8 protein-coding genes are annotated in these 18,532 nt (G+C 47.0%); 7 read left to right on the top strand and 1 reads right to left on the bottom strand.

Annotated elements, in window-relative coordinates; translation table 11 throughout:
• Window positions 1-655 precede the first annotated feature (655 nt).
• From EKM87_RS05555 to EKM87_RS05545, 3 genes are all read left to right on the top strand, one after another.
• On the top strand, window positions 656-1,555 hold the full coding sequence (locus EKM87_RS05555; RefSeq protein WP_125682706.1) for a hypothetical protein: 900 nt from the start codon (window positions 656-658) through the stop codon (window positions 1,553-1,555).
• Between the two features lie 176 nt (window positions 1,556-1,731).
• Window positions 1,732-3,246 (top strand): glycosyltransferase, encoded by a 1,515-nt coding sequence (locus EKM87_RS05550; protein ID WP_125682704.1) that lies wholly within the window; start codon window positions 1,732-1,734, stop codon window positions 3,244-3,246.
• Window positions 3,247-3,273: 27 nt separating this feature from the next.
• Window positions 3,274-4,806 (top strand): glycosyltransferase family 4 protein, encoded by a 1,533-nt coding sequence (locus tag EKM87_RS05545; RefSeq protein ID WP_125682702.1) that lies wholly within the window; start codon window positions 3,274-3,276, stop codon window positions 4,804-4,806.
• A 144-nt stretch (window positions 4,807-4,950) separates the two neighbouring features.
• Here EKM87_RS05545 and EKM87_RS05540 read toward each other — a convergent pair whose 3' ends face one another.
• Window positions 4,951-6,129, bottom strand: a complete 1,179-nt coding sequence (locus EKM87_RS05540; RefSeq protein WP_125682700.1) for an IS110 family RNA-guided transposase — start codon at window positions 6,127-6,129, stop codon at window positions 4,951-4,953.
• A 276-nt stretch (window positions 6,130-6,405) separates the two neighbouring features.
• Here EKM87_RS05540 and EKM87_RS05535 point away from each other — a divergent pair, with 276 nt between their 5' ends.
• The 4 genes from EKM87_RS05535 (at window position 6,406) to EKM87_RS05520 (ending at window position 18,395) form a co-directional block, all read left to right on the top strand.
• Complete coding sequence (locus EKM87_RS05535) at window positions 6,406-6,744, top strand: hypothetical protein (RefSeq protein ID WP_125682698.1); 339 nt, start codon at window positions 6,406-6,408, stop codon at window positions 6,742-6,744.
• 9 nt (window positions 6,745-6,753) lie between these two features.
• Window positions 6,754-7,089 carry a zinc metalloprotease gene (locus tag EKM87_RS05530; protein WP_125682696.1) on the top strand — a complete coding sequence of 112 codons (336 nt, stop codon included), beginning with the start codon at window positions 6,754-6,756 and terminating at the stop codon, window positions 7,087-7,089.
• Window positions 7,089-7,289, top strand: coding sequence for a hypothetical protein (locus tag EKM87_RS05525; protein ID WP_125682694.1), 201 nt, complete (start codon window positions 7,089-7,091; stop codon window positions 7,287-7,289). The genes EKM87_RS05530 and EKM87_RS05525 overlap by 1 nt, the downstream gene beginning before the upstream one ends.
• Window positions 7,290-8,303: 1,014 nt before the next feature.
• The gene (locus tag EKM87_RS05520; protein ID WP_318530965.1) at window positions 8,304-18,395 is read left to right on the top strand and encodes a KxYKxGKxW signal peptide domain-containing protein; all 10,092 of its coding nucleotides are present in this window, start codon (window positions 8,304-8,306) and stop codon (window positions 18,393-18,395) included.
• The last annotated feature ends 137 nt before the right edge of the window (window positions 18,396-18,532 follow it).

Raw genomic sequence — 18,532 nt, 5'->3', positions numbered from 1 at the left:
CTTCATTTTACAGGACTCAGGCTATGAGTTCTTTTTTATTTTCTTCTTACTTGTTGCACTTCAATTGTAAATTCGTCGGGCAATGAATTTACAATTAAAGTGCAACACTAAAAAAAGACCCATAGCGGGGGGGCAATTACTTAACGACCAAGAAAAGCTCAGGAGTACGCACTGTGTGTTACTGGCATTTATTCGCTTGAGTAACGAAGAATCACTGAAAATACTAATGGTTTAGTTCAAAAGTCTTTTCTTAAAGGTAGAAGTCTCAGTAGTATTAATTTTGAAGAGATATTGTTAATAGCAACTAAATCACCGTCTTGAGTTACCATGTTCTCAAGAGATTTTATTCGATAAAGTACGTCGCTTAGTTTGACAATTCGTCGGGAAGATGTTTGTATAGGCTCGTAGTCTGAGTCTTCTTCGTGGGTGATGTCATGGTGATTCTGTTCTATAAGGGCTTAGATTATTTCCGTATTGAAGAAATTTTCTCCGACTGAGATTACCAAAAAGTGGCAAACATTCATTAAGGATGAAAAAATTACTAGTGGTGTAGATAAGAAGTAGCTGATAAGTCAGCTTAGTCTTATCTGTGTGTCTTAAGACTATCCAACTTTAGCCATTGGGCCAACACCTAAAGACGAGGGGCACCTGTATTTTGAAGAAGCATAATTTTTTTAAGATTGTTGTACGAATTCTATTTTTAATCGTAGTTGGTGTGGTGGTTTTCGTTACTGTCAAAAGTATGAATAAAATTTATATTTCTAAATTTGGTAATAAGCATTATTATCAACGCGTTAAATCCGCTAGTACAAACGATGGCTTGGTAAACCAGAAAATCTACAACAAGGCGAAGCTGAAGGAGTTAACGACGATTACCCATGGAACAAAATATACTGGTAATACCAGCCTTGATCGTGTTTCAGAAACCTACCATTACAAGATTAAGAAAGATAATATCAGTAACTTTATGGGTCATGATGGCGTCCTGCAACTATATAACAAGTCTAAATTTATGTCTGATACGATGGTTCATGATGCAGCCAGAATTTGGAATACGTTAGCTGGACAAACAATCGTTGAGGTTGTTGATTCGCAGAGCAAGTCTGATGAAGTGATTCATGACAGCCAAAAGAGAACGAAGTATGGTGTCGGCGGTCAAAGTTATGACGGTATGGGTATGATATTTTATCCCAACAATTGGGCGGTGACTGGGCTGACCAAACAAAACAAACAGAACTGGAAGGAAGCCATCTTACTTAAAGAGATCGGGCATGCTCTGGGTGTGCCTAATATGGGCGGCGGTTTGATGGGAACCAATGATCAAGTTGCAAATTTAAAGAATGCTGATTTCATGGGTGCGTGGGGCGTTCAACTCACCAATGCGCCTAAGTCTAACCTTAAGGGAATCGAAACGACAAGAATGGATGGTGCAGTTCTAAAAATTGCCGGAATTGCGTGGTCACGGCCTCGTAAACTGGCCAACTGGGTTTTCACCAAGCCATCTGCCCACATGGTTTACAACAATGGTAAAATTACCTCAACGATTCCTAAATAGATGAATTCCGTGCTAAACATGAAGGAATTATCTCTGGACTGTATAGTTACTTAAATAACCGGTTTTAATTGTAAACCAAATTAGGTATACTAAACGTGTGCGAGTGATAAATCATGGTTTAGTCAAAGGTTAAGTGAAAGGGCTTCCTTTCACAAAAATGATGGGAGTGTCGGGCTGTGTATTATTTTGTTAACGAGTATATTCTCCAAAAAAACTCTAGTGTTGAACATACAGCAATGAAACGGGTTAAGCTGTTTAATCACTATAAAACACCCGCTAAGATTGTCACCAAGATTTACGATCGGTTATTGCACCAAACGATTAAGAAGTTTGGTGTTGATGACGATCAAGTCTTGAATATGTTTGATTATTTTCAAGAAGCAACCACTTTATCTACTGATAAGTTCTTAAAGACTGAAGACATGAACATTCCGATTGAATACGAAATTAATGTTGGCGCCAACTTCAGTGGGATTTTTAATGGTGACCGGTTGGTGGAGAACGTCGGCTTTATTCCTGGTACAATTGGTCGGGTCTTCTATCAGGAATTTTTCGACCAGCAAGGCAATCGAGTCGGCACTGATCTTTGGGATTGGCGTGGGTTTAAGTCAGCCACCCAATATTTTGGACAGAACGGTCAACTGATCTCGCAACGGTATTACAGTGTCTCAGGAGCGACGGTATTAGAAGAATACTTTGCACCAGATACTGAAGGAAAGCCACTTCCTTCCCGCTTAATTTTGAAAAATTATCGAAATAAAGGTGATCTCTTCTTCCAGAATGTGGACGATCTATTTGTCTTTTTCCTGAATGAACTGAGTAAACAAGATGCCAATACAACCTTTATTGTTGACCGTCCAGGCACTGGGGTTCAACCAATGTTGGCTTTGAACGATGCTTCTAAGAAATACTTGTACATTCCAATCAATCATGGGGTAAATCCTAATGATCCTGTTTTTGCAGAACTGGACGGATTCCTGAAGCCAGCGTTTGAGCACTTCAATCAATTTGACGGGTTTATTACGGCAACGCCACAACAAGCGGAGCATTTACAGACGCGTTATCCTAAAGCCCGCATCTTCTCAATTTCAGGGGCATCGACGTTACCGGTCTCCAAGGAAGGGACGGGTAACGTGGCAGTTACTAGCCGGAAGCCACACAGCTTGGTTTACGTCGGTCGAATCGCGCCAGACAAGCAGATTGACCAACAGTTACGGATGTTTGCGTTGGTTAAGGATCGGGTTACCGATGCAACGATGACGTTATTTGGCTATGGTGCTCCTAAATACCTTGAAGAAATGAAGAAGTTGGTCACGGAACTGAAGCTCGATGGTAGCGTGACGTTTATGGATTACGTGCCTGATTTGGACAAGCTTTACGATCAATATCAAGTTATGACGAACATGTCTATGGCCGATGGTGGTCCTCTGGCAATGCAGGAAGCTATGATTCACGGGATTCCAGTCATCAGTTACAAGTTCAATTATGGTCCGGCGGAATACATCAAGGACGGCAATGATGGTTTCCTGGTTGACTCTGGACAAACTTTGGCCATGGCTGAAGATGTTGTAAAACTGTTTAATGATGATGAGCAATTAGCCAAATTTAGTGATGCCGCTTATGCTTCAGCACATACCCGTTGGACACGACGGAAAGTCTGGAATCGTTGGCAAAAAGAGCTAGATCTCTAAGGTTGATGAAGAAAGGATGATCCGAGAATGTACTATTTTTTAAACGACAACATGCAATTTTCAAAATCTGGGATTGAACAATCTGAAATAAATCGACTTCATTTATTTGAAAAGCACCAAATTCCAGCCAAAATTGTGACACGGGTTTTTGCTATGGATTTGACCAATGTCTTAAAGGACGCCAAGATTGATCGTGATAATTTTGTGAATTTGTTTGAATACTTCTGTGGCAGTCGCGACGTTGAGAGTCGGCCATTCATGTTGAATGATTTCCCACTGCCTGCGAACACGACAACGACGCGTAAGGATAATCAATTACAGGTTTTTGCCCAAGGAAAAATGCTGATGATTATCTACTTCCGTGGTAACACTGAAGAAATTAGTAACGTACAATATTTTGACATCAATGGTCGGACCGTCTCAATGGTTTGGTGGGACGTTCGTGGATTCAAGTGTTTGGAACAGTTCTTTGACTGGGACGGAAAAATCTCACAAGAACTGTATTCTGGGCCGGATGGGCGTGTGCATATTGAAAAGAACCATTTTCTCAACCGTGCTGGTAAGGAAAGTTTATCTTGGCGAGTACTGAACTACAAAAATAGTGATTGGGTCTTCGCTGGGATGAATGAGCTGACGCGGTTCTTCTATGATGAATTGAACGCGCTTGATGATCACAACGTTTATATCTGTGACCGGACCGTTGAATGTGACTGGGCGCTGTTCCATATGCACACGTCGGCATTTAAGGTGCTTCACCTTCACAACGATCACGTGTCTGACCCTAGTGATATGATCAATTCACCGCTGAACAACAATTACACAAATGCCCTAAATAATTGGTCTCAGTGGGATGCGGTTATTTCGTCGACGCCAGAACAGTCTAAAGATGTAGAGGACCGTTTTGGGAAGGATATTCCGACCTTCACGATTCCCGTTGGTTACGTAACGGACGAAGAAATTGCTGAGAAGCATCAGAACTTTGCTAATCGTCAAAAGGGGTTAGTGGTCCACGTTGCTCGGTTAGCCCCAGAAAAGCAACAAAATCATTCGATTGAAGCCTTTGCTGAAGTCCACAAACAATTTCCCAACGCACGACTTGAATTATGGGGTTATGCCAACGGCGATATCGAAAAGAAGTTTAAGCAACAGGTGACGGATGCTGGCTTGACCGATGTAGTCTTGTTCAAGGGCTACACGAACAACATCGCAGCCGTCTATGACCGCGCTGAGATTGGGGTACTTCCAAGTCGGGCAGAAGGCTTTTCTCTGACCCTATTGGAAGCTCAATCACACGGAGTTCCCATGATTGCTAACGACGTTAAGTACGGACCTAGCGATATTATTCAAGATGGTGAGACTGGGTTGTTGACTGAAGATGGCCATCCAGAGCAACTCGCTGCCGGCTTAATCAAGTTGTTAGGTGATCAAGAACTCCTTGAACAGTACAGTAACGCTGCTTATGAGAATGCTAAGCGGTATTCAGAAGATGCCATCTTTGAGAAGTGGCAAAAATTGATCAATTATTTTGATAGCTTGATTCGTGAAAAGACAGCAGTTTAGTCCAATCAACATTAAAAAGACCGCTAAGAACTGGTAGAGTTTTTGGTGGCCTTTTATATGAAATAAAGAGATTTTTGAGCGCACGAAACCATAACGCTCGAATCTGCGAAAAAAATCTAGTATACTTGTGATACTAGCTAGTATTTAATTGTTTGTGGCCAACGTAATTGTCTTGCGTTGGTCTTTTTTATATTCTTGATAGGTTGATCCGTTTTGAATCAAGGCATAGATTATTCGCAAGAGTTTATGTGCTAGTGCTATAACTGCCTTTTGTTTATCCATCCTTGAGCTTAGCCGCCAGTAGTAATCTTTTAGTCCGGACTTCTTGGTCCTCTTGGCCCCCATTGCGGCGGTCACTAGGGCCGCTTTTAGATGACCATTACCATGTAAAGTCGCGGAACCATGTTTCTTACCGGCAGATTCGTAGCTACCTGGGCAAAGGCCTGCCCAAGATGCTAGGTGGTGAGCATCGACGAACGGACTTACATCCGGGCCAACCTCGGCGATGACGGTCTGAGCGGTTGTATCACTGATACCAGGAATTTCTTGAAGACGATGTAGTAAATCAGCTTGATCTGCCAATTGCTCATCAATTAGATTATCCAATTCAGTGATTGCTCGACCATAGTCATCAAGTAGTTTCATTTGAATGACCATTAGGCTGAGATCATTTTTCCCTAGAACGCCGTCTAACGATTCGAAAATTTGCTCTGGCGTTGACTTTAGTCGCTTAGTCATACATGAGCTTACTTTACGTAACGTGATTACCTCACCATTTATAACTAGGTTCAAAAGTCTCAGACCAGAACCAGAGAAAATATCTGTTATGAAACTTGTTAATTTAATGTTTGATCGTTGAAGAATGTTATGAATTTCATTTCGAATTCGAGTCCTTGATTGAATTAGCTTCTTTCGCGATCTGGTAGATTCTCTTAATTCTTGGATATTGCGTGGGGGTATAAAGCTTGCTGAGACAAGACCACAACGGGTTAGATCTGCTAACCATTCTGAATCTTTTTGGTCAGTTTTCTTCCCTGGAATATTTTTAATGATTCGAGGATTACACAAAATCATATCAAAGTTGAAAGATTCTAATACCTGCCAGACTGGTCGCCAGTATTGATCAGTACTTTCCATCGCAACTTTTTCAACATTCTTTTCAACTAACCATTCACCACAAGCTTTTAAAGCACTAGTGGTCGTTCCGAATCTGTTCGAAAACCGTTTAGGTTTTTGAACGCTAGAAGAACCAATCAAAACCGTAATGGTTACTTGCTTTTGGTGAACGTCAATTCCAGCGACACTCTCTGCGACAACTTCCATGGGGAATACCTCCTAGAATGTTTAGTAGGCCATTCACCTTCAGCTATTGAGGGATTGAAATTTTATATTCGTGCTCAAGGCAACAATTGGTTAATCTCAGGAGCTAAAGGCCATCGGTTTTTTGTACGGGCTTAGGGACAGCGCCAATAAAGCTACGATGAACAGTGAACCGCCTTCCCCATAAGTATAATGGGAAAGGCGGTTCATTTCACTATATGGTTACGAGGGTAGAGCGAAGCGACACCCTCAGAGAGTTTTTTGTAAGGAAGGGACGTAATGAAATATAAGAAGCAAATTAAAACTTTAGTCGCTGTGGTATTAGTGACCATTCTGTTTGGTGGGATGACTTACTTTGGAAAAAGCTATCATCGAGATCTTGTTGAAGGTCCCAATAACCATTATTATCAGCGAACGAAGACCTTTAATAAGGGGAAAATTAAACGGCACCTCTACGCGCAGTCTGAGCTGAGTAAGCTAACGTTAATGACCCATGGTAGTCGGTATTCCGGTAATACCAGTTTAGACAGTGCAGCCACTGCCTATGTTTATCAGCTCAATGGACAACCTTTACCGAATATCGTTGGACCTGATGGGGTGCTTCAGTTATATAACTAGTCTGGTTTTATGACTAATCAAATGGTCATAGCAGCAGCTAAGTATTGGAACAAGCTTGCTGGTAAAAAGGTCGTTGAGGTAGTATCCAAACAGTATCAGAGTGATGAGGTAATCCACGATGGTCAGAAGAGCCAAGCTGTTTTGGGTGGCCAGACCTATAATGGCCAGGGGATTCAGTTCTATCCTGGCAACTGGCGCATTAGTACCTTGTCTAAAAGAAATCAAAACAATTGGAAGGAAGCGGCACTCATTCACGAGATTGGTCACGCGCTGGGTGTTCCGCACTTAGGTGGGGAGTCCTCGGAACGAATGCTAATACTGATGGAATTTCAACCACAGAACTGATGGCGACATGGACGGTTGCTAAACCAAACTCACCGAAGCAAAATAACTTGGGCGTCCGTAGTACAGACGTCGATGCTGCGGCATTAGCTTTGGCGGGCCTCAGCTGGGAGAAGCCCCAGCGATTGGCCGGTTGGGTCTTAAAGATGCCCAATAGTTACGTGAACTATGATAATGGCAAGATTGTCTCAACAATTAAGTGATTTTGAAACGAAAAATTAGCTTCTTAGAAATGTGATTATGCTGACTTCAAGCATACTAGACCACTTTCTAAGGAGTTTTTTTATTGCCACATGGTTTGTTAAATTAAGAAACCCATGTATAAGCAAAATTCGATCTGAAAAATTGCGATGGACTAATGAGGTCGTCCTAATTAATTGAGATTTTTGAAGATGTTGTACTCCCAAAGAACTTCAAAATGTTAAAGACTTGTTCTAAATGTAGCGTAAAAAAGCAGATAAATGAAATGCTTTCTCAAAAAAGAGTGTTAAATGAAAACTTGTCGGATGGTTCAAGTGGGGCTCAATAGTCAGTTAGGACAGTGATTAGTCAAATTCAGTTGTGTTACACTTTTTAAGTTATGGAGTAAAAATGTGTTTGCTTTAACACCTACGATTCTTTAATAAACAAACTAATGGTACAAAAGGCTTGATTTATGTAGTTAAATATGGCTGATGTAATCGGTACCATTTTTGCTGGCCAGACAGATAATTTAATCAAATTCTAATTTGAGGACGGAATTTCCACTAATATCTGGATATGAATTGTTAATCGTTACGGGCTTGTACAGAAAGATGGTATTAGCGATTAACATATACATATATCTGACGTTTGCTGTTATACCGGCCTTTGTAAACTGATGGAAGCAGTAAAAAATCTGTTTTATACCCTATGCTAAAGTCTTGAAACTGAGATGAGCGTAAGTAAAAATAATGTGATAATTTTAACGAAAGAAACTTTTTCGCCGTTTTCTCAGATAGACCAATTATAAATGCCCTTTTACAATAGTATGTATAGTAAATTTATGATAAGATGACTGTGTTGAAGCGTTCGTTTATAGGCGATGTTCATTTATACATGGAATGCTTCATACTGGAAACATGTATAGACCAGTTGTTATTACGGCCTAACATGGGTGCGAAATTATTATTTAATGTAGCGCTTGCAATTATATCTATCACAGTCAACTTCAAGGAGGACGATTAAAAGTGAAATTCATGCGGAACAAAGCTTTTAATGGCGATCCCAAGTTACGTTACAAGATGTACAAAGTAGGGAAGACCTGGGTCTTCGCTGCATTGGCTTCTTTTTCGTTATTGGGCGCGGGGACTCTTTCTGCAAGTGCTGATTCTACCAGCAAAGCAGATAGTGTTACTAGTAGCTCAACGGTCGCTTCAAGTGCAAGTAGTTCATCAGGCTCTGATGCAAGTCAGCCAGCCACCAGTACTGTAACCAGCAGTGCGGCGGCTTCTTCAGCTGTTTCATCCAGTGCTGCAAGTTCAGCGGTAAATTCAGAAGGTTCAACTGATGTTAACGTAGCGCCAGTTGCTGAATCAACTGGCGTGTCTACATCCAGTAGTTCATCAGATTCATCATTAAGCAATGAGACAGCTGGTACTACCAGTGCAGTTACCACGAATGCCGAAGTTACCAGTGCTTCAACAGTCGATGCTGCTAACGTTGCTGCTACTGCAGCCCAGTCTGTTCACACTGACGTGACGTTAAGTGAAAACGTGACAAAGACGGTTACTAAGGTAGCAACCACTAAAAAGGCAGTTACGACCCCTGTGGTTGAAACTGCCATGGTTTCAGCCGCTAGTTCCAGTGCAAACGCTGGGAGTGGGGCGGACAGTACTGCAGCTAGTACAGCGTCTAGTGCCGCCGCAGCTGCGCAGGAAAATGCCAGCAACGCAAGTAGTTATGCAGGTTTAGTGCCAACCACTGACACTGAAAACGCCTATGCTACAACGAGTAGTTACGCAGCTAAAACGACGACCGCTGCTGACTTGGCACAGTATTACAACAGTTTAGCCTCTGCATTCAAGCAGGCCGTCGCAGATGGTAAGGGTGATTCCGATACTAACATCGAGAAATACACCAATGCCCTTTCATACGCCAGCTCCGCAGCTGACAATGCTGTTTCATATGCAGATCTTGCTTCTAGTGCTGCTGCGGTTGCTAAGTCAGCTGCCGCTACTGGATTGAAAGACCTGGTAAGCAGTGCTAATGAACCAACATTCTCAGCCGCCGCTGCAGCCAGTGAAGCAGCTGCTTCGGCGTCAGCCGCAGCTAGCAGCGCGTACAACGCTACGCAATACGATACGAGTAATGCCGCTGCTGTTGCTGCTTATGCAACTGCCAATAGTGCCGCTGCAGATGCAGCCAATGCTTCTTCCTTGGCCGCTGCCTTAGCGGCTGACGCACAGGCACAATACAACTTGGCGACCAGCGCAGCATTAAGTGGTGACTACGAAGCAGCAAGTAACGCTCTGGTCGCAGCCAATAGCTTAGCTTCTCAGGGGTTAGAAGCGTACTCAGCAGCCAGCACCGCTAACTCAACAGCACAATCAGCAGCTGAGACGGCAACATCGATTGCAGTTAGCGATGCAGCTACGAAAGCCAGTTCTAGTGCTGTCTTGGCAGCTAGTTCAGCCAGTGTAGCAAGTTCCTTGGCGACTGCAGCGACGAGTTACCATGGGGACCAGTCGGAACAGTACGCAAGTAGTGCCGCTTCACACGCAACTTTGGCTACTTCAAGTGCTACGTTGGCCAGCTCAGCAGCCTCAGCTGCTGTAACAGCAACGAGCGCTGCAGATGCCGCATCTTTGGCACGGGTTGCAAGTTCAGCGGCAAATGATGCTAGTGCTTCACTAGAGGGAGCATCTAGTGCTGCTTCGTTGGCCGCAGCATACAACACTGACACTGAGGACATTCAAACTTCAGAAGATTCGGATACGAGTGCTACGGGTGTGACAACGAATGCTATTGTCACGACAAGCGATGCCGTAACGATTGGTTCCGAACAGAATGGTTCAACAACACTTTCTAACACGATGAACCTTGGTAAGTACAAGGAAAGTGGCCTTCTTGGTGGAACCTACGACTATAAGTTGGACGGTAATGTAACGTACACTTGGTATGTTTCAAACGATGGTAAGAATTGGACGGTTGATAACACAAGTACTGGGAACAAGACGAGTACGACCTATACGCCAACCTATACAGTGGCTGGAACCTACTACTATCAGTTAGTTGTTACCGGCGCTAAAGTGGCTAAATCAGCCCTGGGAATTACCCAAAACAAAGCGACGTTCAAATCTGCCTCTAACGTAATTACTGTTGTGGTTTCACACGCTGATGGCAATTACACGAATCAGGCATCGAGCGCTGCTGCGGCTGCCAATACGGCTGCTGCGTTAGCTTCTTCCATGGCGAGTGCGGCTAACGCCAGTTACAATTTGTTAGCAGGCACGGTTGATATCAGTATGGACAACGATATTTCGATTTACTCCCATGCTGTGCTGGCTGAGGCCGCTGCTTCAAATGCTTCATCGTACAGCGCCTTAGCTGTAGCAGCAGCAAGTGCAGCTGCCGAGGCAAGCAGCTTGGCCGCAGTCAATGAGGCCAATGACAACTATGTTGATGCTTCTTCTTATGCAGCGACAGCACTCACTGCTCAAAATGAGGCAAGCTCGTACGGTGTTCTGACTAGCTCAGCTGCTGCAATTGCTGCTGGAGAAATTGACGAAGCATACAATTCAGCGACGGCTCAAGAGAGTGCTAAAAAATACTTGGCGTCGAGTTATGCAGCAACCGCATCGTCCGCAGCCATTAAAACAGGTGCTCAAGCAGAAATTGCGAACTCAAACGCTGCTGATGCAGCGAACGCCTTTGCGTCAGCGCCAAACTATCAGGATCTTGCTTCTGCAGCTAATGCCGCAGCAATCGCTGCCAATGCGGAAGCATCTATGTACGCTAGCTCTGCTATCGAAGTTTCAAAGAAAGCGGCATCGTTTGCCGCGAATAATGATTTAACTAATGCCAAGGCACAAGCTAACAACTCGTTGACGTTGTTAGAATGGGCAACAAACGCTGCGAATACTGCTGCTAGTTCTGCTAGCTTAGCCACTAAGACAATTGTGGAAGCCCAATCATCAGCAACCAGCACGGCGGCTGCTTCAACGGCTGCGATTGATTCTGCAGCAACGGCGTTGGCCCAAAATGCTGGCTCAACGGCTGCTTCCTTAGCGGCAACCATGACGCAGAACACGAGCTTGGGTGCTTCCTACGTGAATGCGGCCGCAAGCTACGCACAAGATGCACAATTTGCTGCAGCTACAGCTGATGCCGCTACCAATGATGCGAACAGTTACATGGCGTTGGCTTCCTCAGCAGTTGCTGCTGGTAGCTTCGCCACGGCTAGTGAATACTCAACCGCAGCTGATGCAGAATTAGCTGCTGCATCACAATTAGCTTCAACTGCTGCGGTGGCTGCTTCAGCCGCAGCTGAAAATGCTAAGTACGCTGTGAAGTACTCTAACAACTTGGGTTCATACAAAGGCAAGCCAAGTGCAGACGCCTGGTCGCTGCTAGGGGTAGTTATCTCTGGTGGTTTTACCCAACAGGCAACGCAGACGACCTCTACGACTTCAGGTAAGACGATTACGCTTAGTAACAGTGCTACTACTGGATTGGGTGCCATCAACGCAACACATACCGCGACCTGGTACGTTCAGATCAACGGAACCTGGCAAAAAGTTAATTCCGTTGGTAGTGGTTTGCTGAACTCTTCAACTGAGAGCGGGTCAATCAAGGATGCCAGTGGGAAAGTTGTTGCTGATTATACGTTGACAGATACGACGCCATGGTACTCAGGTGCTGCGACTGCCGCAAGTACCCTGTCAATCACAATTGCTGATGACTTTACGGGATCACTAGCATTCCAGTCATCTGCTAGCTACACGGGGACGAGTACGATTACCGGGTCTTTCTGGAGTAAATTGTCTGCGGTTGATGTTTATGACAGTGACATTCCGGCCACTGATATTAGCATTGACGGGGATGACTACATTCTGAACAGTTCAGATACGCATACCTCTGGAAACTACACGGCAACAACCAATCCTGGAAATGCGACCGGTGACATTACGTGGTCAAGTAGTGACGAATCAATTGCGACGGTTAACTCCGATGGGACGGTTACACCAACCTCGGCAACGTCTGCAGGTAAGGTAACGATTACTGTAACCATTACGAACGCTGACCAGACCACTTATTCAGCAAGTAAAGTAGTGACGGTTGGAAATGGTTTGGCAGATCAGAATGCTAATACTGGTGATCAATTCACTTGGTCGCCAGAAATGGAAACAGATGGAGCTAGTTCCAACCTGACTTATCAATGGTATTACTCTGCAACACCGGGTAGCCAAGGAACTGCAATTGATGGTCAAACAAATGCTAATCTGAACATTGATGAAATTACTGCTGCTCATCAGGGTTACTACACGTTGGTTGTAACAGCCACTGTTGATGGTAAGACTTCGATCAGTACGTTAGGTCAGGCATATTTGACGGTTGATTCTAGTTACACGAAAGGTTCTTCTTCTTCAGCTAGTCTCGCAACTGATGCAGCAACCGATGCAGCAGAATATGCTAGTGTTGCCAATTCTTACGGGAACGTGGCACAGCAATATGCTGAAAATGGTTCAAACGCTAGTTCGTATGCCGCACAAGCTACTTCGGCAGCATCAGTAGCTAATTCCGCAGCTTCTGCAGCGCAGTCAGCAGCTGATGCAGCTTCCGCAGCATACTCTGCAGCATCATCAGCTGAAGCTGAAGCTGACAATTCCGCAGCCTCTAGTTACGCAAAACAAGCTTCCGCAGCGGCCTCAGCTGCTAAGGAATCTAAGGATCATGCATCAAGTGCAGCATCAGATGCACATTCTTATGCAAACCAAGCGATTGTAGCAACTGATGACAGCGACTCCGATTCTGACAGCGACTCAGATAGCGACAGCGATTCAGACTCCGACAGTGACTCCGATTCCGATAGCGATTCGGATTCCGACAGTGATTCAGATTCTGACAGTGATTCAGATAGCGACAGCGATTCAGACTCTGGCAGTGACTCGGACTCCGACAGTGACTCCGATTCTGACAGTGACTCCGATTCTGACAGCGACTCTGACTCTGACAGCGACTCTGATTCCGACAGTGACTCAGATAGCGACAGCGACTCGGATAGCGACAGCGATTCAGATTCTGACAGCGATTCAGATTCTGACAGCGATTCAGATTCTGACAGCGATTCAGACTCCGACAGTGATTCAGACTCCGACAGTGATTCGGATTCCGACAGTGACTCGGATAGCGACAGCGATTCAGACTCCGACAGTGACTCCGATTCTGACAGCGACTCTGACTCCGACAGCGATTCGGACTCTGACAGTGACTCCGATTCCGACAGTGACTCCGATTCCGACAGCGATTCAGACTCCGACAGTGATTCGGACTCCGACAGCGACTCAGATAGCGACAGCGATTCGGACTCTGACAGTGATAGCGACTCGGATAGCGACAGCGATTCGGACTCCGACAGTGACTCCGATTCCGACAGTGACTCGGACTCTGACAGCGATTCAGACTCCGACAGTGATTCGGACTCCGACAGCGATTCCGATAGCGACAGTGACTCGGACTCCGACAGTGATTCGGATAGCGACAGCGATTCGGACTCGGATAGCGACAGCGACTCTGATTCCGACAGTGACTCGGATAGCGACAGCGACTCCGACTCTGACAGTGATTCGGATAGCGACAGCGATTCAGATTCTGACAGCGATTCAGACTCCGACAGTGACTCTGGCTCTGACAGCGACTCGGATAGCGACAGCGATTCAGATTCCGACAGTGATTCAGATTCCGACAGTGACTCGGATAGCGACAGTGATTCGGACTCCGACAGTGACTCAGATTCCGACAGTGATTCAGACTCTGACAGTGACTCCGACTCTGACAGCGACTCAGATAGTGACAGTGACTCGGATAGCGACAGTGATTCAGACTCTGACAGTGACTCCGACTCTGACAGTGATTCCGATTCCGACAGCGACTCCGACTCTGACAGTGATTCTGACAGCGACAGTGATTCGGACTCTGACAGTGACTCCGATTCTGACAGCGACTCCGACTCTGACAGCGACTCCGACTCCGACTCCGACAGCGATTCAGATTCTGACAGTGATTCGGATAGCGACAGCGATTCAGACTCCGACAGTGACTCGGACTCTGACAGCGACTCCGATTCCGACAGCGACTCCGATTCCGACAGTGACTCGGACTCTGACAGTGATTCGGACTCTGACAGTGATTCCGATTCCGACAGCGACTCCGACTCTGACAGTGATTCGGATAGCGACAGTGACTCAGATTCCGACAGTGATTCTGACAGCGACAGTGATTCGGACTCTGACAGTGACTCCGATTCTGACAGCGACTCCGACTCCGACAGCGATTCAGATTCCGACAGTGACTCGGATAGCGACAGTGACTCAGACTCCGACAGTGACTCAGATAGCGACAGTGACTCGGACTCCGACAGTGACTCGGACTCCGACAGCGACTCGGATAGCGACAGCGACTCGGATAGCGACAGTGATTCAGATTCCGACAGCGATTCGGACTCCGACAGCGACTCCGATTCTGACAGTGACTCCGATAGCGACAGCGATTCAGACTCCGACAGCGACTCCGATTCCGACAGTGATTCAGACTCCGACAGCGATTCGGACTCTGACAGTGACTCCGATTCCGACAGTGATTCAGACTCCGACAGCGACTCAGATGGCGACAGCGATTCAGACTCCGACAGTGACTCCGATTCTGACAGCGACTCAGATAGCGACAGCGACTCGGATAGCGACAGTGACTCGGACTCCGACAGTGATTCGGATAGCGACAGTGACTCGGATAGCGACAGTGATTCGGACTCCGACAGTGACTCGGATAGCGACAGTGACTCGGACTCCGACAGTGATTCAGATAGCGACAGCGACTCGGACTCTGACAGCGATTCCGACAGTGACTCGGACTCCGACAGCGACTCGGATAGCGACAGCGACTCGGATAGCGACAGTGATTCAGACTCCGACAGCGACTCAGATTCTGACAGTGACTCAGATAGCGACAGCGATTCCGACAGTGATTCTGACAGCGACAGTGATTCGGATAGCGACAGCGATTCCGACAGTGATTCAGACTCCGACAGCGATTCAGACTCCGACAGCGACTCAGACTCTGACAGTGATTCGGACTCCGACAGCGATTCGGACTCTGACAGTGACTCGGATAGCGACAGCGATTCAGATTCCGACAGTGACTCGGACTCCGACAGTGATTCGGATAGCGACAGCGATTCAGATTCCGACAGTGATTCGGATAGCGACAGCGATTCAGACTCTGACAGCGACTCAGACTCCGACAGTGACTCCGATTCCGACAGTGACTCGGACTCCGACAGCGATTCGGACTCCGACAGCGATTCGGACTCTGACAGTGACTCCGATTCCGACAGTGACTCTGACAGCGACTCAGACTCAGACTCTGATTCCGACAGCGACTCAGACTCCGACAGCGACTCTGATTCTGACAGCGACTCGGATAGCGACAGCGATTCGGATAGCGACAGTGACTCTGACAGCGATTCCGACTCAGACTCAGACTCTGATTCCGACAGCGATTCGGACTCCGACAGCGATTCGGACTCCGACAGTGACTCAGACTCCGATAGTGATTCAGATAGCGACAGCGATTCGGACTCCGACAGCGATTCGGACTCCGACTCTGACAGTGACTCTGATTCCGACAGTGATTCAGACTCTGATAGTGACTCCGATTCGGATAGCGATAGCGACTCGGATAGCGACAGTGATTCGGACTCCGACAGTGATTCAGACTCTGACAGTGACTCGGATAGCGACAGCGATTCGGACTCCGACAGTGATTCAGATTCCGACAGTGACTCGGACTCCGACAGTGATTCGGATAGCGACAGCGATTCAGACTCTGACAGCGACTCCGACTCCGACAGTGACTCCGATTCCGACAGTGACTCCGATTCTGATAGTGACTCGGATAGCGACAGCGACTCCGACTCCGACAGTGACTCCGACTCCGACAGTGACTCCGACTCCGACAGTGACTCCGACTCCGACAGTGACTCCGACTCCGACAGCGATTCGGACTCCGACAGTGATTCAGATAGCGACAGTGACTCGGACTCCGACAGCGATTCGGACTCTGACAGTGACTCCGATTCTGACAGCGATTCGGACTCTGACAGTGACTCCGATTCTGACAGCGATTCGGACTCCGACAGTGATTCAGATAGCGACAGTGACTCGGACTCCGACAGTGACTCGGACTCCGACAGCGATTCGGACTCCGACAGTGATTCAGATAGCGACAGTGACTCGGACTCCGACAGCGATTCGGACTCTGACAGTGACTCCGATTCTGACAGCGATTCGGACTCTGACAGTGACTCCGATTCTGACAGCGATTCGGACTCCGACAGTGATTCAGATAGCGACAGTGACTCGGACTCCGACAGTGACTCGGACTCCGACAGCGATTCGGACTCCGACAGTGATTCAGATAGCGACAGTGACTCGGACTCCGACAGCGATTCGGACTCTGACAGTGACTCCGATTCCGACAGTGACTCTGACAGCGACTCCGACTCCGACTCTGATTCCGACAGCGATTCTGACTCCGACAGCGACTCTGATTCTGACAGCGACTCCGATTCTGACAGTGACTCGGACTCCGACAGCGACTCCGACTCCGACAGTGATTCGGATAGCGACAGCGATTCAGATAGCGACAGCGACTCGGATAGCGACAGTGATTCTGACTCCGACAGCGACTCCGACTCTGACAGCGACTCTGACTCTGACAGCGATTCGGACTCCGACAGTGACTCCGATTCCGATAGCGATTCAGACTCCGACTCTGACAGCGATTCAGATTCTGACAGTGACTCCGATTCCGACAGCGACAGTGACTCGGATAGCGACAGTGATTCGGACTCCGACAGCGACTCCGATTCCGACAGCGACTCGGATAGCGACAGCGATTCGGACTCCGACAGTGACTCCGATTCCGATAGCGATTCAGACTCCGACTCTGACAGCGATTCAGATTCTGACAGTGACTCCGATTCCGACAGCGACAGTGACTCGGATAGCGACAGTGATTCGGACTCCGACAGCGACTCCGATTCCGACAGCGACTCGGATAGCGACAGCGATTCGGACTCCGACAGTGACTCCGATTCCGATAGCGATTCAGACTCCGACTCTGACAGCGATTCAGATTCTGACAGTGACTCCGATTCCGACAGCGACAGTGACTCGGATAGCGACAGTGACTCGGATAGCGACAGTGATTCGGACTCCGACAGCGACTCAGACTCCGACAGTGACTCCGATTCCGACAGCGACTCCGATTCTGACAGTGATTCCGATAGCGACAGCGATTCCGATAGCGACAGCGATTCAGATTCCGACAGTGACTCCGATAGCGATAGCGACTCAGACTCGGATAGCGACAGCGATTCAGACAGCGACAGTGACTCCGATTCTGACAGCGACTCCGACTCCGACAGCGACTCAGATTCTGACAGTGACTCCGATAGCGACAGCGATTCAGACTCCGACAGCGACTCCGACTCCGACAGTGACTCCGATTCTGATACGAATGGTGGGGCAGGAGATGGAAACGGTTCTGAAGGCGACAGTGACTCAGGTTCAGGATCAGGATCTGGTAGTGGCTCAGGCACAGGATCCGGTAGTGGTAACGGCAACTCCAACAATGGTGGATCTGGAACAACTGGTTCAGGCAATTCCAATGGCGGGGCATCTGCTGGTACTAACGGTGGAACTTCAAACGGTGGTGCTGCTACAACGCTTGCATACGCAGGGAACAATGGTGCTGTGACGCCAACTGCTACAAGCTACACGCAACCCGCTGTGACGGACCTGAATAACACTAACGGAACAAGTGAAGATGGCAATAACTCTTCTGATGACAAGGCCAACGACAAGGACAATAAGTCGACTGACAAGTCAGGTACGACGAAGAGTGGTGCTGCAAATGGCGTAACTAACCAGACTGCGGATGCTGATAAGGCATCACAAGCAGACGATGGTAATGATTGGACTCTCTGGGGATCAATCTTAGCTGCCATTGCTGCAGTAACTGGTGGTTCATGGTGGTACTTCGGAGGTAAAAGAAAGAAGAATGACTAAGTAAATAGTTTTTCGAAAATTACCTCACAAATCAACAAAAGCAACAATGTGGTCCAAGAGTGGGTATAATCAATTTATGCTCAGCGGGTCCCCTTCGGGTCAAACTGGGGGGACCCTTATTATTAAAAAGAAGTTAG

It is taken from the genome of Levilactobacillus yonginensis, assembly GCF_003946265.1.
Lineage (GTDB): Bacteria > Bacillota > Bacilli > Lactobacillales > Lactobacillaceae > Levilactobacillus > Levilactobacillus yonginensis.
Note: the sequence above shows the minus strand (reverse complement) of the source record. Positions and strands in the feature narration are given on the sequence as shown.